18 protein-coding genes and 1 tRNA gene are annotated in these 21,623 nt (G+C 60.9%); 13 read left to right on the top strand and 6 right to left on the bottom strand.

What is annotated here, in order from left to right; all coding sequences use genetic code 11:
• Position 1 precedes the first annotated feature (1 nt).
• From H9Q16_RS02865 to H9Q16_RS02850, 4 genes are read left to right on the top strand one after another with little or no spacing between them, the layout of a single operon-like run.
• Positions 2 to 904: a 2-dehydro-3-deoxygalactonokinase gene (locus H9Q16_RS02865; protein ID WP_191073851.1), complete on the top strand. Its 903-nt coding sequence runs from the start codon at positions 2 to 4 to the stop codon at positions 902 to 904.
• Positions 901 to 1,506, top strand: a complete 606-nt coding sequence (locus H9Q16_RS02860; RefSeq protein WP_191073850.1) for a 2-dehydro-3-deoxy-6-phosphogalactonate aldolase — start codon at positions 901 to 903, stop codon at positions 1,504 to 1,506. The genes H9Q16_RS02865 and H9Q16_RS02860 overlap by 4 nt, the downstream gene beginning before the upstream one ends.
• Positions 1,503 to 2,360 carry an SMP-30/gluconolactonase/LRE family protein gene (locus H9Q16_RS02855; protein WP_191073849.1) on the top strand — a complete coding sequence of 286 codons (858 nt, stop codon included), beginning with the start codon at positions 1,503 to 1,505 and terminating at the stop codon, positions 2,358 to 2,360. The genes H9Q16_RS02860 and H9Q16_RS02855 overlap by 4 nt, the downstream gene beginning before the upstream one ends.
• Positions 2,357 to 4,246, top strand: coding sequence for a beta-galactosidase (locus H9Q16_RS02850; protein ID WP_191073848.1), 1,890 nt, complete (start codon positions 2,357 to 2,359; stop codon positions 4,244 to 4,246). Before H9Q16_RS02855 ends, H9Q16_RS02850 begins: the two co-directional genes overlap by 4 nt.
• Before the next feature lie 54 nt (positions 4,247 to 4,300).
• Here H9Q16_RS02850 and hpaR read toward each other — a convergent pair whose 3' ends face one another.
• Entirely contained in the window at positions 4,301 to 4,729 is a 429-nt protein-coding gene (hpaR, locus tag H9Q16_RS02845; protein ID WP_191073847.1) for a homoprotocatechuate degradation operon regulator HpaR, read from the bottom strand.
• Positions 4,730 to 4,800: 71 nt separating this feature from the next.
• Here hpaR and H9Q16_RS02840 point away from each other — a divergent pair, with 71 nt between their 5' ends.
• The 6 genes from H9Q16_RS02840 (at position 4,801) to hpaH (ending at position 10,845) form a co-directional block, all read left to right on the top strand.
• Entirely contained in the window at positions 4,801 to 5,193 is a 393-nt protein-coding gene (locus H9Q16_RS02840) for a 5-carboxymethyl-2-hydroxymuconate isomerase (RefSeq protein WP_191073846.1), read from the top strand.
• Complete coding sequence (hpaE, locus tag H9Q16_RS02835) at positions 5,190 to 6,701, top strand: 5-carboxymethyl-2-hydroxymuconate semialdehyde dehydrogenase (protein ID WP_191073845.1); 1,512 nt, start codon at positions 5,190 to 5,192, stop codon at positions 6,699 to 6,701. Before H9Q16_RS02840 ends, hpaE begins: the two co-directional genes overlap by 4 nt.
• The gene (hpaD, locus tag H9Q16_RS02830) at positions 6,701 to 7,681 is read left to right on the top strand and encodes a 3,4-dihydroxyphenylacetate 2,3-dioxygenase (RefSeq protein ID WP_191073844.1); all 981 of its coding nucleotides are present in this window, start codon (positions 6,701 to 6,703) and stop codon (positions 7,679 to 7,681) included. The genes hpaE and hpaD overlap by 1 nt, the downstream gene beginning before the upstream one ends.
• Before the next feature lie 124 nt (positions 7,682 to 7,805).
• A complete protein-coding gene (locus H9Q16_RS02825; RefSeq protein ID WP_191073843.1) occupies positions 7,806 to 9,203 on the top strand; it encodes a pyridoxal phosphate-dependent decarboxylase family protein in 1,398 nt (465 codons plus the stop codon).
• Positions 9,200 to 10,048, top strand: coding sequence for a fumarylacetoacetate hydrolase family protein (locus tag H9Q16_RS02820; protein WP_191073842.1), 849 nt, complete (start codon positions 9,200 to 9,202; stop codon positions 10,046 to 10,048). The genes H9Q16_RS02825 and H9Q16_RS02820 overlap by 4 nt, the downstream gene beginning before the upstream one ends.
• Entirely contained in the window at positions 10,045 to 10,845 is an 801-nt protein-coding gene (gene hpaH / locus H9Q16_RS02815; RefSeq protein ID WP_191073841.1) for a 2-oxo-hept-4-ene-1,7-dioate hydratase, read from the top strand. The genes H9Q16_RS02820 and hpaH overlap by 4 nt, the downstream gene beginning before the upstream one ends.
• Before the next feature lie 57 nt (positions 10,846 to 10,902).
• Here hpaH and H9Q16_RS02810 read toward each other — a convergent pair whose 3' ends face one another.
• The gene (locus H9Q16_RS02810) at positions 10,903 to 11,778 is read right to left on the bottom strand and encodes a hypothetical protein (RefSeq protein WP_191073840.1); all 876 of its coding nucleotides are present in this window, start codon (positions 11,776 to 11,778) and stop codon (positions 10,903 to 10,905) included.
• A gap of 287 nt (positions 11,779 to 12,065) precedes the next feature.
• Between H9Q16_RS02810 and H9Q16_RS02805 the strand changes: the two genes are divergently transcribed.
• From H9Q16_RS02805 to H9Q16_RS02795, 3 genes are all read left to right on the top strand, one after another.
• Positions 12,066 to 12,141 (top strand) — tRNA-Thr (locus tag H9Q16_RS02805).
• 164 nt (positions 12,142 to 12,305) lie between these two features.
• On the top strand, positions 12,306 to 13,397 hold the full coding sequence (locus H9Q16_RS02800; RefSeq protein ID WP_191073839.1) for a 2Fe-2S iron-sulfur cluster-binding protein: 1,092 nt from the start codon (positions 12,306 to 12,308) through the stop codon (positions 13,395 to 13,397).
• Positions 13,394 to 15,634, top strand: coding sequence for a mechanosensitive ion channel family protein (locus H9Q16_RS02795; protein ID WP_191073838.1), 2,241 nt, complete (start codon positions 13,394 to 13,396; stop codon positions 15,632 to 15,634). The genes H9Q16_RS02800 and H9Q16_RS02795 overlap by 4 nt, the downstream gene beginning before the upstream one ends.
• A 2-nt stretch (positions 15,635 to 15,636) precedes the next feature.
• Here H9Q16_RS02795 and H9Q16_RS02790 read toward each other — a convergent pair whose 3' ends face one another.
• The 4 genes from H9Q16_RS02790 to H9Q16_RS02775 form a co-directional block, all read right to left on the bottom strand.
• The gene (locus tag H9Q16_RS02790) at positions 15,637 to 17,199 is read right to left on the bottom strand and encodes a sulfatase-like hydrolase/transferase (protein ID WP_191073837.1); all 1,563 of its coding nucleotides are present in this window, start codon (positions 17,197 to 17,199) and stop codon (positions 15,637 to 15,639) included.
• Between the two features lie 223 nt (positions 17,200 to 17,422).
• A complete protein-coding gene (locus H9Q16_RS02785; RefSeq protein WP_191073836.1) occupies positions 17,423 to 19,759 on the bottom strand; it encodes a TRAP transporter permease in 2,337 nt (778 codons plus the stop codon).
• Between the two features lie 74 nt (positions 19,760 to 19,833).
• Positions 19,834 to 20,883 carry a TAXI family TRAP transporter solute-binding subunit gene (locus H9Q16_RS02780; RefSeq protein ID WP_246455447.1) on the bottom strand — a complete coding sequence of 350 codons (1,050 nt, stop codon included), beginning with the start codon at positions 20,881 to 20,883 and terminating at the stop codon, positions 19,834 to 19,836.
• Between the two features lie 68 nt (positions 20,884 to 20,951).
• Positions 20,952 to 21,464 (bottom strand): MarR family winged helix-turn-helix transcriptional regulator, encoded by a 513-nt coding sequence (locus H9Q16_RS02775; protein WP_216859282.1) that lies wholly within the window; start codon positions 21,462 to 21,464, stop codon positions 20,952 to 20,954.
• Positions 21,465 to 21,623 lie beyond the last annotated feature (159 nt).

Here is a 21,623-nt window from a genome sequence, read left to right as displayed (position 1 = left end):
CATGGCACCATCACCGCATATCACCTGGATTGCCGTTGACTGGGGCACCTCCAACCTGCGCGTCTGGGGCATGCAGGGCGGATCGGTCGAGGTCAGGGCGCAATCGAACGATGGCATGGGCACGCTCAGCCGCGACGGCTTTGGGCCCGCGCTGCAAAACCTCATTGCCGACTGGAATACGCCAGACGGCACGCCCATCATCGCCTGCGGCATGGTCGGCTCAAGGCAAGGCTGGGTCGAGGCCCCCTATCGCACAGTCCCGACACCTCCGCTTGGCGACAGCTTTGCCGAAACCACCTGCGGCACCAACCCCGTTCACATCATCGCGGGCCTCAAACAAGACAGCCCCGCCGATGTGATGCGCGGCGAAGAAACCCAGATCGCGGGTTTCCTCGCCCTTAACCCCGGCTGGGACGGTATCCTTTGCCTGCCCGGCACCCATACCAAATGGGCCGAAGTCAGCGCCGGCGAGGTGATCAGCTTCCAAACCTACATGAGCGGCGAGATGTATGCGCTGCTCTGCGACCAATCTGTGCTGCGCCACTCTGTCGCGACCAACGATTGGGACGCTGCAGCCTTTGAGACTGCCGTCGCCGACGCACTTTCCCGCCCTGAAAAGCTTGCCGCCGCTCTCTTTGGTATCCGTGCCAGCGATTTGCTGGCAGGTATCTCCCCCGCCACATCCCGCGCGCGGCTGTCAGGCCTGCTGATCGGCGCGGAGCTTGCTGCCGCCCGACCTTACTGGCTTGGCCGCCAGATTGCCCTGATCGGTGGGGTCACCCAGTCGCAACACTACGCCGCAGCATTGGCCGCACAGGGCGTCCCTGCCACCGTGGCCGACGCCGAACGCATGACGCTGGCAGGCCTCACCGCCGCCTACCGCAGCCTCAAGGATCCTTCATGAGCCTTCCCCTCATCGCCATCCTGCGCGGCATTACACCTGACGACGTCCTCGATATCGGCGGCACGTTGGTCAACGCGGGTTTTTCCACCATCGAAGTGCCCCTGAACTCCCCCGATCCGCTGCAAAGCATCACCCTGATGGCGAACGCCTTTGGCGGCGCGGCCCTTGTAGGCGCAGGCACCGTCCTGACCGTGGATGAGGTTGACGCCGTGGCCGACGCAGGCGGCCAGCTCATCGTCTCGCCCAACTGCAATCCGGCAGTGATCAGACACACCAAAGATCGCGGCCTGCAAAGCTGGCCGGGCATCTTCAGCCCCACCGAAGCCTTCATGGCCCTTGACGCCGGGGCCGACGGCCTCAAGCTATTCCCCGGAACCATGGCAGGCCCGGCAGGACTTGCTGCTATGCGTGCCATCCTGCCAAAGGGTACTAAGGTCTACGCCGTCGGTGGCGCTGGCCCCGACAATTTCGGCGACTGGATCGCCGCCAGCGCGGATGGTTTTGGCATCGGCTCTGCCCTCTACAAACCCGGCCTCAGCGGCGAAGACGTCGCCCAGCGCGCCCGTGACATCGTGGCCGCCTACAAGGAGGCTGCAGGATGAAACTTTACGACCACCGCATCTGCACACTGGGCGAAGGTCCCCTCTGGCATCCATTGAACAACACACTCTACTGGTTTGACATCGTAGAGAAAAAGATGTTTGGCCTGACTGACGCGGGTCCGCGCGAATGGCAGTTCGACGAACATTATTCAGCGGCAGGCTGGGTCGATGAAACCACCCTGCTGATCGCCTCGGAAACGGCGCTCTGGCGCTTTGATCTGACCACCGGCACCCGCGACCACGTGATAGCGCTGGAGGCCGACAAACCCGTCACCCGCTCCAACGATGGGCGCGCTGACCCATGGGGCGGCTTCTGGATCGGCACCATGGGCAAGGCAGCAGAAACCGGCGCCGGCGCATTCTACCGCTACTACAGGGGCGATCTGCGTCAGCTGATCCCCACAGCCGACATTCCCAACGCCATCTGTTTTGCGCCCGACCGCTCTTGCGCCTACTACACCGGGGTGGAGCTTGGCATTGTGATGCGACAACCGCTTGAACAGGAAAACGGCTGGCCCGACGGCCCCCCGACGGTATTCATCGACCTGCGCGATGAGGACGGCGCACCCGACGGGGCTGTCACCGACACCGATGGCAATCTCTGGCTCGCCCGTTGGGGTGGTGCCTGCGTCTCGTGCTTTGCCCCTGACCGCACGCACTTGCGCGACATCTCCGTGCCCGCCCTGCAGGTCACATGCCCCGCGTTCGGCGGACCCGACCTGCGCGATCTTTATGTGACCTCGGCCACCGAAGGGATCGCCGCCGAAAACCTTGCACGCCATCCCGGCAATGGCCGCACCCATGTCGCCCTGAACGTGGCGCAAGGCCTGCCCGAACCTCAGGTGATCCTGTGAAGCGCGCCCTCGGGGTCTGCTACTACCCCGAACACTGGCCCGAAGAGATGTGGGCACGCGATGCGGCAGAGATGGTCTCTGTTGGCCTCTCATGGGTCCGCATCGGCGAATTCGCCTGGTCGCGGCTTGAACCTGACCCGGGCCAGTTTGATTTTGACTGGCTCGACCGCGCCATAGAAACGCTGGGCGGTGCGGGCCTGCGGGTCATCCTCGGCACCCCGTCCGCCACCCCGCCCCGCTGGATGCTGGACCGTTTCCCGGACATGCTGGCGGTCGACGCTACGGGCCATCCGCGCACCTTTGGCTCCCGCCGCCACTACTGCCACAGCCACGACGGATACCGCGACGCTGCTGCCGCAATGGCTGCGCGCCTGGCAGAGCGCTATGGCAAGAACCCGCATGTCGCCGCCTGGCAGATTGACAATGAATACGGCTGCCACGACACGGTTCTGAGCTATTCGGCTGCGGCCAAAGACGCCTTTCGCAACTGGCTGGCCCAGAAGTATCAAAGCCCGGATGCTTTGAACCGCGCATGGGGCAACGTGTTCTGGTCGATGGAATACAGCGATTTCAATGATATCGACCTGCCCAACCTCACCGTAACGCAGCCTAACCCCAGCCACGAACTGGCTTTTCGCCGCTTCGCCTCTGATCAGGTGGTGCAATGGAACGCCGCGCAGGCCGCCGCCCTGCGCAAACACACCGACAAACCGCTGATCCACAACTACATGGGCCGGGTGCTGGAGTTCGATCATTTCGCTGTCGCCCGCGACCTCGATATCGCCTCTTGGGACAGCTACCCAATTGGCTTTCTCTCTGACCGGCTCGAAGCCAGCCCCGAATACAAGGCCCGCTACCTGCGCCAGGGCGATCCGGACATGCAGGCCTTTCACCATGACCTTTACCGCGCCATGAACGCGGGCCGCTGGTGGGTGATGGAACAGCAACCCGGTCCGGTAAACTGGGCCCCCTATAATCCTGCACCTCTGCCGGGCATGGTCCGCCTGTGGACGTGGGAGGCGTTTGCCCACGGTGCCGAAATCGTCAGCTATTTCCGGTGGCGGCAGGCCCCGTTTGCGCAAGAACAGATGCACGCAGGCCTCAAACGCCCGGATGACGCGCCCGCCCCCGGCACAGCAGAAGCCGCTGCCGTGGCCGCAGAACTGCGCGACATGCCGGACGTCGGCATCGCTGCCGCACCCGTCGCCCTGATCTTTGATTACCCGTCGTCTTGGGCGTGGAATGTCCTGCCCCAAGGCGCAGATTTCGACTATTTTCGCCTGATTTTTGACGCCTACCGCGCCCTGCGCCGTCGCGGCCTGTCGGTAGATATTCTGCCCGCAGAGACCTCCGACCTGAGTGCCTACAAGCTTGTGCTCGCCCCCGGCCTTGGCACCCTGCCCGACCCCCTGCGGGCCGCAATCGGCCAAACTACATGCTTGCTGGGTCCGCGTGCCAATTTGATCACGGACGAGCTGAGCATTCCCATGCCAATGGGCCCGAACCTGCCCGGCCTGAAGACTACTGTCTCCTGCGTCGAAAGCCTGCCCCCCGGCACCGCGCGCCCTGTGACAGGTGGCGGTGCGGTACTTCATTGGCACGAAACGCTTGAAGGGGATGCCGAAACGGCGCTTGAGATGGCAGACGGGGCACCACTCATGGTGGGCAAGGATGGCCTGCACTATCTGGCAGGCTGGCCGGATGCCGCGCTGTGGGACCGGGTGATCGATCTGCTGGGCCTTGATTTGACGTTGGAAGACCTGCCGGACGGCCTGCGCTTGCGCGATACGGCGACGCACCGCTTCGCTTTCAACTACAGCCCTGACACCGTTACCTGGAACGGCACCAGCATCGCTGCGGCAGATGTGGTGTGGTGGCCGCTCTGACGGCGTCGCATTTTTTCAAAAAAATGCGGGTCGGAATTTTGAAAAATTCCGTCTCTACGTCTCCTGATCGGTCAATGCTTCAAGCAAATCCAAAAGCTCTTCCAACCTCTCCGCCCCGAACCGCGCTTCCAGATCCGCGGCAATCGCCGCACTGGCGCCCGCATGATCCCGCAGCACCTTGCGACCCGCCTCTGTGATACTGACGATGGACTTGCGCTTGTCATCTGTGCCCACAGTCCGGGTCAGCAATCCTTCTTCCTCCATCGATCGCAACATCCGCGTGAGGCTGGGCAACAACAGACACGCCGCATGCGCAAGCGCGGTCTGCTCCATCGGCCCGCTTTCATCCAGCACCCGGATGACGCGCCACTTTTGTTCTGATATCCCGCTATTGGACAACATGACCCGCACCGGTGCCATCACCGTTTCTCGGGCACGCAACAGCGCAATGGGCAACGAACGATCCGTGCGGCGCAGGCTCATACTTTAATCCATCCTTGACAATCGCATCGATATTACTTAACAAGACAAGTAAATTCATTCAGAAACGACATATGCCCCATTTTCATATCGACTATTCCCCCAATCTTGAAGAGCGTATGGATATTGCCGCGTTCTGCGAAACCGTGCGCCTTGCCGCGATCGACACTGGCCTTTTCCCGCTGGCAGGCATCCGCATACGTGCGCTGCGCGCCGATCACGTGGTGATGGCCGATGGCAACCCGGACCACGCCTACCTTGATCTGTCGATCCGCCTGCGCGCAGGCCGTGCGCAGGATGACAAGGAAAAGGCCACCGCCCTGATCTTTGCCGCCGCCGAAGAATTTTGCGCGGACGTCCTTGCCAATTCCTCTTTCATGTTGTCGCTTGAAATGCGCGACATCGACCCCGCGCTATCGCCAAAAACCAGCTCAATCCGCCGCTACATCGCAGGAGCCCCGTCATGAGCGATCTTGAAACCAACAAGTCAAAGCTCGCGCGTGTGCTCGCGCGTCGCCAGGGCGGCATCGAAAACCTGATTGGCGGCACGTCGGTCCCCGCCCAATCGGGCAAGACCTTTGCCACGACATCGCCCGTCGATGATAGCCATATCGCCGATGTCGCCCGTTCCGGCGCGCAAGACATCGACGCCGCAGCCCAGGCCGCCAAGGCCGCCTTCCCCGCCTGGGCCGCCATGCCGGGTGCGGCGCGCAAGAAACTGCTGCACAAAATCGCTGACCTGATTGTCGAACGCGCTGAGGAAATCGCACTTTGCGAATGCTGGGACACAGGACAAGCCTTCAAGTTCATGTCCAAGGCCGCCCTGCGTGGCGCCGAAAACTTCCGCTTCTTTGCTGACATGGCCCCCGCCGCCCGCGATGGCCAATCGCTGCCCACACACATGCACATGAACGTCACCTCCCGCGTGCCTATGGGCCCGGTGGGTGTGATCACGCCGTGGAACACGCCCTTCATGCTTTCCACATGGAAGATCGCCCCGGCACTGGCCGCAGGCTGCACCGTGGTCCACAAGCCTGCCGAGTTTTCCCCGCTCACCGCCCGCCTGTTGGCCGAGATCTGCCATGACGCGGGCCTGCCCGACGGTGTCCTGAACCTCGTCAACGGCATGGGCGAAGACGCAGGCCGCGCCCTGACCGAACACCCCGACATCAAGGCCATTGCCTTTGTCGGCGAAAGCAAAACCGGCTCCGCGATCATGAAACAGGGTGCCGACACCCTCAAACGCACCCATTTTGAACTTGGCGGCAAGAACCCGGTCGTGGTCTTCGAAGACGCAGATCTGGACCGCGCATTGGACGCCGCTGTTTTCATGATCTACTCACTCAACGGCGAACGTTGCACCTCGTCGTCCCGCCTGCTGGTCCAGCAATCCATCGCGACAGACTTCCAGCAAAAACTGGTCGAACGGGTCAACAACATCCGCGTGGGCCACCCCCTCGACCCCAAAACTGAAATCGGCCCGCTCATTCACAAAACCCACCTCGACAAGGTCACCAGCTACTTCAAGGTCGCCGCAGACGAAGGCGCCACCATCGCCGCAGGCGGCTCCGCCCCCGAAGGCCCCGGCTGCTATGTTCAGCCCACCCTCTTCACGGATGCCACACTCGATATGCGCATCGCGCAGGAGGAAATCTTCGGCCCCGTCTTGACGGTCATCCCCTTTGACGACGAAGCCGACGCGCTCAACATCGCCAACAATGTTGCCTACGGCCTTGCCGGATACCTCTGGACAAATGACCTCACCCGCGCCCTGCGCTTTTCAAACGCGATGGAGGCTGGCATGATCTGGGTCAACTCCGAAAACGTCCGCCACCTGCCAACCCCCTTTGGCGGCGTCAAAGCCTCAGGCATCGGCCGTGACGGCGGTCATTGGAGCTTTGACTTCTACATGGAAACCAGGAATATCGCCTTCGCTATGGGGACCCACAAAATTACCCAACTGGGGATGGGCTGATGCCGATACCGCAACCCAACCTCTACCCGCCCTTCAACATCGTGCGGCTTTCCCACGTCGAATTGCGGGTCACCGATCTGCAATGGGCCCGGGCTTACTATGTCGACACCCTCGGCCTGCAAATCACCCACGAGGACAAGGCCCACATCTACCTGCGCGCCATGGAAGAACGCGGCCACCACTGTGTGATCCTGAAACAGGCGGACACGGGCGACGTCGGCGTGCTGGGATTCAAAGTCTGGGACGAAGAACAACTCGACAAGGCGGAAAGCTGGTTCAGATCCCGCGACCTCCCCACGGCATGGATAGAGCGCCCCTTCATGGGCCGCGTCCTGCAAACCCGCGATCCCTGGGGCACCCCGCTGGAATTCTATCGCGAGATGGACCGCCTGCCCTCGATCATGCAGCACTACACCCTCTACCGTGGGGTCAAGCCACTCCGGATCGACCACTTCAACCTCTTCGCGCCGGATGTCGACGGCGCGGTGCAGTTCTACTCCGACATGGGCTTTCGCGTCACTGAATACACAGCAGACGAAGAAACCGGACGCTCCTGGGCCGCCTGGATGCACCGCAAAGGCGGCGTGCACGACATCGCCTTCACCAATGGCACTGGCCCGCGCCTGCATCACGTCGCTTTCTGGGTGCCAACACCGCTCAATATCATCGACCTGCTGGATCTGATGAGCACCACAGGCTACGTCGAAAACATCGAACGCGGCCCCGGCCGCCACGGCATCTCCAACGCCTTCTTCCTGTATATCCGCGACCGCGACGGCCACCGCACCGAAATCTATTGCTCGGACTACCAGACCATCGACCCCGATCACGAACCCATCAAATGGGATCTCAAGGATCCCCAGCGCCAGACCCTCTGGGGCGCACCAGCCCCGCGCACATGGTTCGAAGAAGGCTCTGCGTTCAACGGTGCAACCCTCGCCGAAAGCGATCTCAAAGCCCAACCCATCGTCGCCCCATGATCCTACACACCCCCACCCCACAGCCGTACCCCTGCATCTTCTGGCCAGAAGTATCCCGGGGGGTTTGGGGGGCTGGTCCCCCAACGCGATCGGACCGCGCCAGCGGTCCGAAAGGAGCAAAACCATGAACTGGGACGACTTCTCCGACTGGGGAGCCAAAATCTCCCAATGGGCTGCGGACTACCACAAGGGCATCCGCGATCTGCCCGTCCGCGCCCAGACCAAACCGGGCGACATCGCCGCCCTGCTCTCCAGCACCCCGCCAGAGACCGCCGATGCGATGGACACCATCATGGCCGATTTCGAGCGCATCGTGATGCCGGGGATCACCCACTGGCAGCACCCGCGTTTCTTCGCCTACTTCCCATCGAATGCCGCCCCCCCGTCCATGCTGGCCGACATGCTGACCACCACGGTGGCCGCGCAATGCATGCTCTGGCAAACTTCCCCCGCCGCGACCGAAATGGAAGGCGTGATGGTCGACTGGCTGCGCCAGGCTCTGGGGCTGCCCGACGGCACATCGGGATGCATTCAGGACAGCGCGTCGTCCGCCACGCTCTCTGCCGTGCTCACCATGCGCGAACGCGCCACCGGATGGCGCGGCAATCGCGAGGGCCTCAGCGCCATGGGCCGCCTGCGCATCTACTGCTCTGAGGAAGTCCACTCTTCCATTGACCGCGCTTGCTGGGTCGCGGGCATCGGTCAGGAAAATCTGGTCAAAATCCCCACCCAAGGCCCCCACCACGCCATGGACACCGCCGCATTGACCGCCGCGGTCACATCCGACATTGACGCAGGCCACACGCCCGCAGGCATCATCGCCATCACCGGCGGCACCAGCATCGGCGCCTGCGATGACCTCAGCGCCGTCATCGAGGTGGCCAAAACTCACGACCTTTACGCCCATCTCGATGCTGCCTGGGCAGGCTCCGCGATGATCTGCCCCGAATTCCGCGATCCGTTCTGGCACGGTGCGGGTGATTTCGACAGCATCGTCTTCAACCCCCACAAATGGCTGGGCGCGCAATTCGATTGCTCTGTGCAGTTTCTCCGCGACCCATCCCAGCAGCTGAATACCCTGAAGATTGAACCGGAATACCTCAAAACCTCCGGTCAGGCCGTCACCAACTATTCCGAATGGACCATTCCGCTTGGCCGCCGCTTCCGCGCCCTCAAGCTTTGGTTCCTGATGCGCGCCTACGGGTTGGAAGGGTTGCGCGACCGCATCCGCAACCACGTGGCCTGGGCCCATGCGCTTTGCGACATCCTGCGCGCCCAAGACCATATCGAGATCGTCACAGAGCCCATGCTCAGCCTCTTCTCTTTCCGCGTGCCGGGCGACGACGCCGCCCAACAACGTCTTGTTGACGCGCTCAACAACGACGGCCGCATTTATCTCACGCAAGGCATGTATCAAGGCCGCAAGATGATCCGCTTCAGCGTCGGCCAGTTCGATTGCACCCGCGACGACGTGATGATGGCCGCGGATGTCATCACCGAAATCTGGAAGGCCCAGTCATGAAGTTCGCGACCGTCAGCATCGAAGGGCGCACTGCCTGGGGCCACATTACGGATGAAGGTTTCCATGATTTGGGCGCGATGCACCCCCAGTGGCCGACCCTGCGCGACGTGATCGCCGCAGGGGCGCTATCGCACATACCCGATACCGACGAAATACCGACGTTATACCGACGTGGATTTTCCTATGAAATTCCGGTCCCGAACCCTGAGAAGATCATCTGTGTCGGCGTCAACTTTCCCGACCGAAACGCCGAGTACAAGGACGGGCAGGACGCGCCGCCCAACATGTCCCTCTTCCCCCGTTTCCCCCGATCTTTCGTGGGACACGGGCACCCCCTGACCCGCCCCCCTGAATCCGAAAAACTCGACTACGAGGGCGAAATCGCCATTGTCGTCGGCACCGGCGGACGCCGCATCCCCCAAGACAGCGCGCTGAGCCATATCGCAGGCCTGACCTTGTGCAACGAAGGGACCATCCGCGACTGGGTCCGCCACGCCAAATTCAACGTCACCCAAGGCAAGAACTGGGACGGATCCGGCGCCATGGGGCCTTGGTTGATCCCGTTTAAGAGCGACACACAACTCACTGATATTGAACTAACAACCGAAGTAAACGGAGAACTGCGACAACAAGACCGCACCTCCCGCATGCTTTTTCCCATCGCCCGCCAGATCGCCTATATCTCGACCTTCACCACGCTGGTTCCCGGCGACATCATAGTCACCGGGACACCCACAGGTGCCGGCGCCCGCTTTGATCCGCCGCGGTTCCTTAAGCCCGGCGACGAGATCAAAGTGATCGCGCAGGGCATCGGCACCCTGATCAACGGGGTGCGTGACGAATGACCCCCGAACAGATCAACACCGCCGCACAAGCTCTTTTAAATGCAGAACAAACCGGCGTTCAGTGCGGCCTGATCAGCCGTGCCAACCCCGGCATGACACTGGATCACGCCTATGCGGTTCAAGACGCGTTTGTCGCTGCCAAACGTGCGACGGGCCTCGCCCAGATCGGCTGGAAAATCGGTCTCACCTCCCGCGCGATGCAGCAGGCCCTCAACATCACGACTCCGGATTCCGGCGTGCTTTTGTCCGACATGTTGTTCCACTCAGGGGACACCGTTCCGGCGGGACGCTTCATCCAACCCCGGATCGAGGCCGAAATTGCCTTTATTCTGAAATCTGACCTTTCTGGCAACACCATCACTCGCGACGACGTGCTTGCCGCCACCGAATACGTCGCCCCGTCGCTTGAAATTCTCGACACCCGCATCCTGCGCGCCGACCCCGAAACCGGCCAAACCCGCGTAATCACGGATACAATTTCCGACAACGCCGCCAACGCCGGCGTGGTGCTAGGCGCAGACAAGCACGCCCCCGAGGCCTTTGATCTGCGCTGGACGGGTGCAATCGTCAAGCGTGACGGTATTGTCGAAGAGACCGGCCTTGGCGCTGGCGTGCTGAATGACCCGCCCACAGGACTCGTCTGGTTGTGTCAGCGGCTTGCACAATACGGCTCTGGCCTTTCGGCTGGGGATATCGTGCTCTCCGGGTCCTTTATTCGCCCACTCGAAGCCCCGTCCGGCAGCACATTCGAGGCTGATTTTGGCCCCTTCGGCCATATCGACCTGCGCTTTGCCTGATCCTGAACCGCCCAGATGCCTGACGGAACGCCTGAAATGCGACACGCAAAAAGGCTCTCAGGGGGCCAGTACGGTCACACCTGGAATGCCCTTGATCACTTCAACGTCCTGATCATAGATCTCTGTCAGATAATCGACGGTATCCTCAGTCCAGCCGGGCATATCGAGTTCTTCTTCGATCTCGTCCTCCAGCGCGAACTTGTCCAGAAACGCGACGATCACGCGGCGTCTCTGCTCTTCGGAGATCTGGGTTTGGTTGCCCAGATAGGCGCGAAACCTCTGCATGCCCTCTGAGGACATGATGGTGTGCAACAGATCAAACCCGCCGACCAGCTTTTCATGCGGTCCCAGACCAGCCATGTCGCGGATCAGCTGCGCCCATGTCAGTGGCAGATCCTCGTTGCAACACACGGTAATGGGCATTTCAGGCGCGGCGCTCCGGATACTGGCGACAGTTTCGGACCACCGCAGGTCCTGCGGGTTCCGCCCGCCCCAGAATGCCGCGTCTTCGGGATCCTGCGCGACACTGTGAAAGATTGGCAACAGGGCGGCGGGATTGCGGATGATAAGGTACATCTCAAGCGCATCTTCCGGAAAAAGCTGCGCCATGTAAGCCATGCGTTGCGGGGCGGCGGGGTAGAGAACACCCTTTTGCACCGCAGTGCCCGCCGTGCGAAAAAAGTTCGGGTCGGACAGTAATACGCGTTCCGGCTGGCCCTGCTCCAGTATGGCATCAAGCAGAACATCCCGCGCATCTGGGGCCGCAGGCTCGCGGTGCATCGCATTCAGAGTGTCGCGGATCAGACCGCGATATCTCTCGGGTGCCGGCACGGCGACGCCGCGCTGAGCAAACCCTTCTGCGTTGCGCAGCAACGTTTGGATCAGCCGATCCTGTTCCGTGTAATGCGCGCCTGTCTGCAATACCAATTGCATGGTTGCCCTTCCCAGCAGCGTCAGTTGCGTGACGTGACTATCCCGATCCTTTTGACGTGTAAAACCGGAAATCGCGCGCAATGTAAGGCTTTGCCATGACCCTTTGGGGGCTTTTGACCGATGATTGCGCTGCTTCCGGATCAGATTTTGCGCCTGGCATTTCCCATCTGCCGCCCACTTGATGCAGCGCGCCCATGCCCTGCGAAGTTTTTGCAATCCGGTCTGTTCCGACCTCTTGCAATGGTGCAAATCATCCACTAATGAACGCGCACGCCGATCAGGCGTCGGCCCCTATAGCTCAGCTGGTAGAGCAACTGATTTGTAATCAGTAGGTCCGCGGTTCGAGTCCGTGTGGGGGCACCATCATCCACCTATCAACGCGTGTCGATGAGCCCCATAAGACACACCCATTTGACCAAGAGCATTGCGGCGGTGGGGGCGACTGACCTAAGCTTGCAACAGCACAGCAATTCCACGAAGGGCGCGGCCTTTTGACTTCCTCCTCTCCTGCCCGATCCCGCGCCCAATTGATCCGACAATTGCGCGCAATTTCAGGGCTTTATCTGCTCGCCTATGTGACGATGCACCTTCTCAACCTGTCGCTTGGCCTCATATCGATTGATGCGATGGATGCCGCGCGTCCCTATCTCTCGGGGGTCTGGACCGGGCCGGTCACGGGTAATCTGCTGCTGTTGATGCTGCTGATCCACTATGTACTCGGACTTTGGGCAACCTATTGTCGCCCCAGCCTGACGGGCACATCGCAGGACCTTGTGCAGGCTCTGTCCGGGCTTTTTGTGATCCCGCTGCTGGCGATCCATGCGGTGGGCGTCAGCATGCTCAAGCTGTCGGGGGTTGTCGTCGACTACGAAACGCTCAACCGTCTGTTCTGGCTAACCAATCCGGGTATCGGGCTGGTTCAGGTCATGCTGATTTCGGTTGTCTGGGTCCATGGGTGCGCGGGTTTCTTCATTGCCCTGCGCGCGCGTCCGGGGATGGTCAATGTGCTGCCGTGGCTCTATCCGATCGCGGTCGCGGTGCCGGTGATTGCCTTGCTGGGATATACGCAGGCCGGGCGGATCGTTCTGGCCGAGGGTCTGGAGCCGGTTTACGAACAAGTGCCAAATCTGGACGGCACGTTACCCGATGTGGTGCCCTACGCCCGGATTCAGCAAATCACTTTTGGTGTGCTGTGGGGGTCGGTTGCGCTTGCCGCACTGGTATTGCTGGCGCGTGCGCTGCGAAGTTGGCTGGCACGGCCCGGACAAGTCGATATCGAAACCCTCGGTATTGGCCGGATTACGGTGCAGACGGGACAGTCCATGCTGGACGCGTTTCGCGCGGAAAATCAAAGCCATGCGAGCCTGTGTTCAGGCCGGGGAAGGTGCGGAACCTGCGCGGTGCGGGTGCTCAGCTCTGACGTGGATCTCCCCCCCATCAGCCCATTGGAGCAGGCCACGCTAGACCGGACAACCGCTGAGCCGGGCATCCGGCTGGCCTGCCAACTGCCACTGCATCAGTCGGGCACGATCGAGGTGGCACCGCTCTTTCCGCCAGACTACACCTTTGAACACGGCACAGAAGGGGCGATTGAACGTCCCATAAAGGCATCGGCATGAGGCTCGGCTTGTTGGCAATCGGCGCGCTGGTCGCTTCACTGATCGCAGGGTCAATGGCCGCGCAAGAGGCGCCCGCACCGACGCCCGCCCCATCGGCAAACGATCTGCATGAATTCACCCGTCTGCTGGCCGATCCTCGCATCCAGAAGTGGATCGCGGATCAGGCCAACACGGCAGAGGTCGTGGACAGATCCCAGCCCCCCGACCTGCGCGAGGACCTGGTGCGCGCGGTTGACGAAACCCGGGGCCGGCTGGTCGAACTGGCCGCAGCCTGGCGGGCCTTGCCGCAGATCGGCAAGGTGTTTGCAGACCGATGGCGCGCAGCCCTGTCCCCGCCGCAGCAACTGCGCGGCCTGACTTTTGTAATGATTTTCCTCTTTGTCGGCGCGGGACTTGAATGGCTCTACCGTCAGTACACTAATCCGCTGAAACTGCGGGTCGAACTGAACCCCGTCACCACCGTGCGTCAGCGCGTTACCGCCGGGGCGCTGAGAGCCCTCATCACGGTTGGCGGGCTGGCAATCTTTGCCCTGGGCAGTATCGGTGCCTTTGCCGCCTTCAGCTGGCCGCCGATGCTGGAAACGCTGGTGCTCAATCTGCTGGTCGTCATCTTTACGGTCCGCGCCATCAGAACGCTGCTGGTGTTGTTTCTGGCACCCAATGTCCAAGAACTGCGGCTTTTGCCCTTTGGGAACCGGCTGGCCCGACATCTCAGCTTAACGGTGCTGGGGCTGACTGGCCTCTATGTGCTGTCTGCTTCCCTTTCCGACATCTACGCCCGTCTGACCATGCAAAGCGTACACGCGTTGGCCTTTTCTGTGGCGTTGGCGACGGTGTGTCTTGTTGCCTCCTATGCGGTCCTCTTTTACAGCTTCAGGCGCGTTGCCGCGATGAATGGCCAGACGATGACGCGGCGGGCGCGATTGTGGCGGGTCGATCTGCTGGTCGTTTTGACGCTTGCCTACCTTGCACTGGTCCTGGATCGGCCAGCACTGATGTGGACCATCGTTCTGCTGGGGCTATTGGTGCCAGGTCTGGTTCTGCTGCGTGATTGGGTGGATGGTGCGTTTGATCGCGCCAAGGCAGAGGCCATGGCGCTGGAACCGGCGGATGACAGCATCCCTGACGATGCCGAAACCGACGCAGACCTATCCGAATATGGCGATGACCTTCCGCAGTCGCCGCCCCAGCATCCCTACGAAAGCTATCGTCCGCTGGCCCAGCGGATCGTCCGCTTCATCTCGATCTTTGCGGTGGGCATCGCCCTTGCCCTGATCTGGGATCTACGCCTGTTTGAACGCGCCGCCGCGCCGACATTCTCAGGTCGCTTGGTGCGCGTGTTGATCGACAGCGCAGTTGCGTTGCTGATTGCCGATCTGATCTGGGTCTGGGCGCGGTCTGCCATCGACCGGCGCATGGACGCCTATGTGCCACCCGAACCCGGCACCGCCCCGGGACCCGAGGCGCGCATGGCGACGCTTCTGCCCCTGCTGCGCGTGACGCTGATGGTGACGCTTCTGGCGATGGTGACGATGTCGATCCTGTCATCGATGGGCGTGAACATCGCCCCCATTCTGGCCGGCGCGGGCGTGGTTGGCATCGCCATTGGCTTTGGCGCGCAATCACTGGTCAAAGACGTCGTATCAGGCATTTTCTTCCTGATCGACGACGCCTTCCGCGTAGGCGAATACGTCGAGATCGATCAGCTGCGCGGCACGGTCGAACGGATCTCGATCCGGTCTCTTCAGCTGCGCCACCATCGGGGTGCGATTCACACCCTTCCGTATGGAGAGTTACGCCACCTGACCAATCATTCGCGCGACTGGGTGATCATGAAGCTGGAATTCCGCGTGCCGTTCGATACCGACCTCAAGCTGGTCAAAAAGCTGGTCAAGAAGGTGGGTGAGCAGCTCAAGGCGAACGAATTTTACGGGGACGGCATCATTCAGACGCTCAAGTCGCAGGGCGTGCGCCGAATGGAAGAATTCAACATGGTTGTCGCGGTCAAATTCATGACCAAACCTGGTGAACAATGGCTGGTACGCCGGGATGCGTATATGCTGGTGCGTGACGCCTTCGAGGCCAACGGCATCCGCATGGCAGAGCGCAACGTGAAGGTCGAAGTGGCCAATGTCGAAGATATGACCCCCGAGGAACGCGCCGCTGTCGCAGGCGCTGCCCAGCAGGCGGCCGAAGCACAGGCAGGCCCGCCTAAACCCATCCCGGACGAGCCTTGATTTCAGGCAATGCGATCCGCCTGAGGGCTGTCGTCCATCTGCGCAATAAGATGGTGCGTCAACCGCTCTGACAGATGGGCGCGGATGTGTCCGTGATCGGCACTCTGCCACAGGTTATGTGTCTCTCGCGGGTCTTCCTTGAGGTCGTAAAGCTCGCCCCAGTCCTGATCTCGGTAGACGGTGTACCTCCAGCGATCCGTGATCAGCGACCGCACCCGCGCGGGGCTCTCGAACCCCAGCCGGTTACCCCCGTCATTGTATTCAATCAGCGCCTCACTGCGCGGCCCCTCACCGCCGCGGGTGGCCTGCAGAAAGCTTTGGCCCTGATTGCCATTGAACGGTGCCAGGCCCGCCCGATCGAGGATCGTTGCCGACAGATCAACCGTTGAACATAAGGCATCACTGGTGTCGCCGCCCGCTGTCTCAGGGTCCGACCAGATAAATGGCACCCGCGTGATCCCGTTAAAAGGCAAGGCGCCTTTCAGCATCATATTGAAATCGCCCATGTAATCCCCATGATCCGCATTGTAGCAGACCACGGTGTTGTCCCGCTGGCCGCTGCTTTCCAACGCGGCCATCACATCGCCAACGGCATCATCGACAAAGGCCATCATGCCCGCTGTCAGCGCCATTGCTTCCTTGATCTGGTGGTCATCAAGCATCATTGCGGTCTGCGGCGTGGTCTGGCCACCGCCCTCTTCCCAGTTCTTGCGCAGCCACTGCATCGGCGGCGTCGGATTCTGATGCGCCTCGTAAGGCAAGGCCACCTCGAAATCCTCAGGACTATACATGTCCCAGTATTTGCCCGGCGGATTGAAGGGATGGTGCGGATCAGGAAAACTGACAAAGGCAAAGAAAGGCGCGTCCTCGTCTTCACGCGATGTCAGATAATCGATGGCCCGGTCCCGCACATAGGCAGTGGGATATAGATCCTCCGGGATAGGTGTGCGGTAGGCCTGCGGGCATGAATACGTGTGCGGCAGTTGATTGGCAGGATCATGCAGCGCCTTCCAGTTGGGGGCCGCTTGCCGAAACCACTGGTGATAATGCCCGCCACAACGGTCCCCGTGTGATGTGACCATGTCCACGTGCTGATAGCCATAATAGGGCGTTTTGATCGCGTACCGGTCGTCTTGCGTGTATTGCGCTGGCTCTTCTTCATAGTCCACGGGCCGTTCCAGCTTCCAGGCTTCGGACATGTCTGCAATCTGGTCCATGGTCTTGCCCATGGGCGCCATGCCGGTGAACGGTTGCAAATGGCTCTTCCCAATAGCCGCCGTGTGATACCCCGCTCCGGCCAGCACATCGACAAAGGTATTGGCCGTCTCAGGCAGCACGCAGCCATTGTAGCGCAGACCATGAAGCGTAGGGTAACGCCCCGTCAGCAACGAGGCACGGTTGGGCATGCAGACGGGCGATGCCGTGTGGAAGTTCTCAAACCGGGTGCCCTGCCCCGCAATGGCATCGATGTTGGGCGTCTTGAGCACCGGGTGCCCGTAACAGCCCAGCCAGTCAGCGCGCTGTTGATCGGTGATGAAAAAGAGGAAGTTCGGGCGTTTGCTCACGGGAGTGCTCCGGGTGTCTGATGTTTGTTCAATGAGACGGCATCGCCAGTCAGCATATGGGCCAGCACTTCGGTATCCTCGAACATAGCATCATGCAGTGTCGGGATTGTTTCGTGGGTCCGGCCCGGGCGGGCTCTGGTGCTCCGCGTAAGCGGCAGCGAAGGGGTCGGCTATGTTGCGCAAAGCACCATGCACCGTAAACAAGAACAAACTTTGCCACGCGCTATACCATCTGTGCGCGACGCGCGCCCAAATGGTGAAGCGCCAACAGCCCCACGGCGAAGGCAAGCGCGCTCAGTTGGATCATCTCTGGCTGCATCATCAGCGCGACAGCGGTTGCCAGACGCACCGCTATCCATATCACTGTCAGCCGCGCCGCATCAAAGGCCGCCAGCGCACTTGCAACAAGGTAAAGCGCTAAGATCAGCCGCATCAGCAACCACATCAGCCCGACGACCGAAACCCCATTTTCATATCCCGGCAGCGGGGCACGTGACGGACTAGAAGGGTCGATCAGTGCCTGATCAACCAGCAGGATCTCAGGATAAAACGCGAAGATGAACGGGATGACGAACATCACAATCCCCGAGCGCACCGCACTGAAACCTGTCGCCATGGGTTCAGCCTTGGTGATGGTAGACGCCGCAAAGGCTGCCAACGCCACTGGCGGTGTGATGGCGCTTGCGATGGCAAAGTAGAAGATGAACATATGCGCTGTGAAATTGGCGATCCCCAGCCCGATCAGCAGCGGCCCCATCAACAGTGCCACGTTCAGATACGCTGGGACCGCAGGCATCCCCATCCCCAGCAGCACCGCCAACAGCATCGTGATGGCAAGGGCAATGAACTGAAAAAAGGCAGAGCCGCCACCGCCCAGATCAAACGACAGCAGGAAACGCAGCACATCAATCGCCACGAACCGCGACAGCCCTGTAAAGTTCAGACAGACGTCGATCACGGTCACGGCTAGCAGCATCAGATAAAGCGTCGCAATCGTGATCCCGGCCTCTGAAAGGGCGTCCAGCAGCTTGCGTGGTCTGGCGCGAAAGTCCTTGTCGAGAAACATCAGCACGACAACCAACAGCGCAGCCCACCAGCCGGTCGCCCCCGCGTCACCTGCCGCGTTCTGGAAAATCTGCAACACCCAGGGCAACGATGTCACCACACATCGGTCCCCCTGCATCGCCGCATCCGCCCCCAGGATCCAGCCAATCGGACCGCACCCCACCATATCCTTGGGCGTCAGAAGCAAAAACAGGATCAGCAGGATCGGCAGGAAGATCTGACACAGATGCAAGAGGTCTTCGCGGGTGACATGCATATCCTCTGTCAGCGCGCCAAAAGCCTCAATCCCCTGTTTGCGCGACTGAAACGACGCGCTCAGAAACAGGCAGAGGAAATAGGCGATGGCAGGTAGCGTTGCCGCGATGATCACATCGCGATACGGCACGCCCGTCATTGCTGCGAGAATAAAGGCCGCGACCCCCATGACAGGCGGCATGATAGAGCCGCCAGACGACGCCGCCGCCTCCATCCCGCCAGCGAATACGCGCGAAAAGCCCCTTTTGATCATCATCGGGATGGTCAGCACCCCGGTGGACAGGACATTGACCACCGGCCCGCCCGTGATCGTGCCAAACATCGCTGAGCTGACGATGGCCGCGTGGGCAGGCCCTCCCCGCAGGCGGCGCGTCCAGCGGAACGCCAGCTTGATCAGCGTCGCCCCCCCGGCAGATTTGCCGAAAAGTGCGCCCAGAATGATATAGGGAAAGACCACATTCATGATCACGTTCATGAACCGTCCCAGAATGCCTGAGGCGGTGTTGACCAGCGCGTCATGCACGTTGGGAACACCATCAAGGAAGGTGCGCGGCTCGCCCCCCAACTTGGTCATGAGATATTTGTTCACGTCGTCCGGCCCATGGAAGTACCACACCAGAACGGTCACGATTGTATAAAGCGCGATACCCAGCGCCACAGCAACCAGTGGCAGACCCCAGACCTTGATATTGTAGCCCAGGAATACCAGCATCGAGATGCCCATGATTGCCACAAGCCAGACGCCCGTGGTGTTCACACACTTGGGGTCCTCGACCGTATCGGGCACGGGCAGACCCATGGTCTCGGCAAACTCGATCTCGGCGGCCAGTGTCTGGGCCATGATCCGCGCGCGTTCCCCGTTGAGGCTATCAATCAGGCAAACGCTGTCGATCTCGACCAGATAGGTCAATGAGATCGCCGCCGCCGCCACGACCAGCGCGATGTCCATAAAGGCCCCAAGCGGCGCACGTGCCGTGCCCCGCCAGTCGCGCCACATCGAGTGTTTGAGTGCCACAATCAGCATCATCAGGAAAAAGACGATCGGGTAAAACCATTCGGTCGCAAAGGCGCGGGTCTTTAGCTTTTCAATCCCCGTGATACCCTGCCACAACGTGTCCCACCCCGGGATCACCGGGGTGCTGTTAACCACCCCCATGATGACAAAGATCAGGGCAAGAGCATAAACGGCATGGTTGGGAAAGACGGTCTCCGTCGGTGAGAGTTCCGGCGTCTCGGACATTGCTTACCTGCTGTGAAAGGCGTCTTGGGTGGGAAGCCGCCGCAGGGGCGGCGGCTTCCGATTGTCAGTTCGGCTTAGCCGTCGGCCACAGCACAGTCATCAACCTCATAACCTGCGTCGCGCCAAGCACGGGCCGCTGCGGGGTGATACTTGACCGGATTCGCGCCGCACATGCCCTGCATCGGTGCGTCGAACCCGACGCTGTTGCCAAAGGGCGCTTTTGCCTTGAGATCGTCCATGGTCGCGACATAGGCCGACACCAGATCATAGACCAACGTGTCGTCCATATCCTTGTGCACCACATTGCCGCCGATGGTGGCAAAGGCCCGGAACGTGTCGTCTTCGGACACAAAGCTCCAGTCGTCGCCCATGGTTTCGCTCAGTTCATCGACATTCATCGTAAAGGGCGCGCTGCCGGGGGCGACCATGTATTTCTGCATGGCCTCACCTTCGTAGATCTCCTTGGGCATGGACCAGCCGGTCATTTTGCCCGCGGCCGCTGCGGTGGTCAGACGGCTGCCGGGAAAAAGTTCGGGCAGCACGATTGCGTCAGGCTCTCCGCTGGCGATCAATGCGCCCGACTGGCCCCAGTTGGTCTGGATACCGGTGTAGCCTTCGCCGTCTTTCAGGCCCGTGATGATCTGGATCATGCTGCGCGCATTGGTCAGCGCCCCGCCCCGCGGCGGACCGTTGTAGATCGTGCGGCCTTCGATATCATCCCAGCCCCCGATGCCCTTGGCGTCATACGCAAACAGAAAGAAGATCCCCAATGTCACGGGCGTGATGGCCCGCAGGTTGCCGGCCAGTTCGGCCCCTTTCTCGGCCCCAAGAGAGCCATATGGCCCCACGCCCCGGCTCATCAGAAAGGGCAAGATGTAGGGTGTGCCTGCGATATCGGTTTTGCCTTCGGCGACGTTCTGGATTGAGTTGGTCAGCGTCTGACCGTCTGCCAGCTGAATATTGGCAATACCCTTCGTGCCGGCAATCTCGGTCAGGTGCGCCGGTGACAGGTGCACCGCCCCACCGGGACTGGCAGTCTCTGCCGTGAGATTGGCCTGCGCATGCGCGCCGGTGGCCAGTGTAATTGCGGCGGCGGCAGCCACCATCATTTTCATTGGTTTCATCTTATCCTCCCTGATAAAAACCGGTCCTTTTGTCTGTTTGCCTTGTCCTGATGGCACGTCCTGCGCATTCAGGCCCGGGCAGATACTTTCGTTCTCGATACCTCTTGTTGCTTTTGCTCATCGCCCAGCGCGCCGCCTTCACCGATCCGCGTGGCAGCCGCATTCAGCAGATCAAAAAGACGCTTGAGCTCATTAAAATCAGTCGCGTCCAGCGTATCGGTCACCGATCTGATCAACCTTTGCGCACGCGGCCAGACACGTTCAACCGTGGTGATCCCCTGTGGCGTCAACGATATCAGCTTGCGACGCCGGTTATCCGGATCATCATGCCGCTCGATCAGCCCCGCCTTTTCCAAAGCAGTCGCAGCCCGGCTGCCATGGGCAGGATCCAGCGAGGTGTGCTGCGTAATGTAGGCCAGATGGCAGGTACCGAAACGCGCGATCGAAAACAGCAGTTGCCATTCAAGAAGCGCCAGATCCTCATCTTGCAAGACATCGCGCATCACCGCCCGCCGGATCTTGCTGGTGAATGCACGCGCCCGCAGGATGATGAAATCATCTACATCTTCGATTGGTATCAAAGCGTCGTGCAAAGCCCACTCCCCCAGAATCGCGTTGCGTCAGGGAACAATAGATGGCAGTTGCAATATATGGCAATCGCAATGTTTACCCGCGTGGACAATGTGACCCGATTTTCCCCCGTGACCCCGCCTATGTCATTTGTTAAAGAGCAGACCAGC

It is taken from the genome of Sulfitobacter aestuariivivens (genome assembly GCF_014763045.1).
Lineage (GTDB): Bacteria > Pseudomonadota > Alphaproteobacteria > Rhodobacterales > Rhodobacteraceae > Sulfitobacter > Sulfitobacter aestuariivivens.
The sequence above is the reverse complement of the archived record's forward strand: the minus strand, read 5'-3'. Positions and strand labels throughout refer to the sequence as shown.

Excerpts from the sequence above, each read along its gene's own strand:
- H9Q16_RS02865 (WP_191073851.1), top strand. The coding sequence starts at position 2 with ATGGCACCATCACCGCATATCACCTGGATTGCCGTTGACTGGGGCACC.
- H9Q16_RS02860 (WP_191073850.1), top strand. The coding sequence starts at position 901 with ATGAGCCTTCCCCTCATCGCCATCCTGCGCGGCATTACACCTGACGAC.
- H9Q16_RS02855 (WP_191073849.1), top strand. The coding sequence starts at position 1,503 with ATGAAACTTTACGACCACCGCATCTGCACACTGGGCGAAGGTCCCCTC.
- hpaR (WP_191073847.1), bottom strand. The coding sequence starts at position 4,729 with ATGAGCCTGCGCCGCACGGATCGTTCGTTGCCCATTGCGCTGTTGCGT.
- H9Q16_RS02840 (WP_191073846.1), top strand. The coding sequence starts at position 4,801 with ATGCCCCATTTTCATATCGACTATTCCCCCAATCTTGAAGAGCGTATG.
- hpaE (WP_191073845.1), top strand. The coding sequence starts at position 5,190 with ATGAGCGATCTTGAAACCAACAAGTCAAAGCTCGCGCGTGTGCTCGCG.
- hpaD (WP_191073844.1), top strand. The coding sequence starts at position 6,701 with ATGCCGATACCGCAACCCAACCTCTACCCGCCCTTCAACATCGTGCGG.
- H9Q16_RS02825 (WP_191073843.1), top strand. The coding sequence starts at position 7,806 with ATGAACTGGGACGACTTCTCCGACTGGGGAGCCAAAATCTCCCAATGG.
- H9Q16_RS02820 (WP_191073842.1), top strand. The coding sequence starts at position 9,200 with ATGAAGTTCGCGACCGTCAGCATCGAAGGGCGCACTGCCTGGGGCCAC.
- hpaH (WP_191073841.1), top strand. The coding sequence starts at position 10,045 with ATGACCCCCGAACAGATCAACACCGCCGCACAAGCTCTTTTAAATGCA.
- H9Q16_RS02810 (WP_191073840.1), bottom strand. The coding sequence starts at position 11,778 with ATGCAATTGGTATTGCAGACAGGCGCGCATTACACGGAACAGGATCGG.
- H9Q16_RS02795 (WP_191073838.1), top strand. The coding sequence starts at position 13,394 with ATGAGGCTCGGCTTGTTGGCAATCGGCGCGCTGGTCGCTTCACTGATC.
- H9Q16_RS02785 (WP_191073836.1), bottom strand. The coding sequence starts at position 19,759 with ATGTCCGAGACGCCGGAACTCTCACCGACGGAGACCGTCTTTCCCAAC.
- H9Q16_RS02780 (WP_246455447.1), bottom strand. The coding sequence starts at position 20,883 with ATGAAACCAATGAAAATGATGGTGGCTGCCGCCGCCGCAATTACACTG.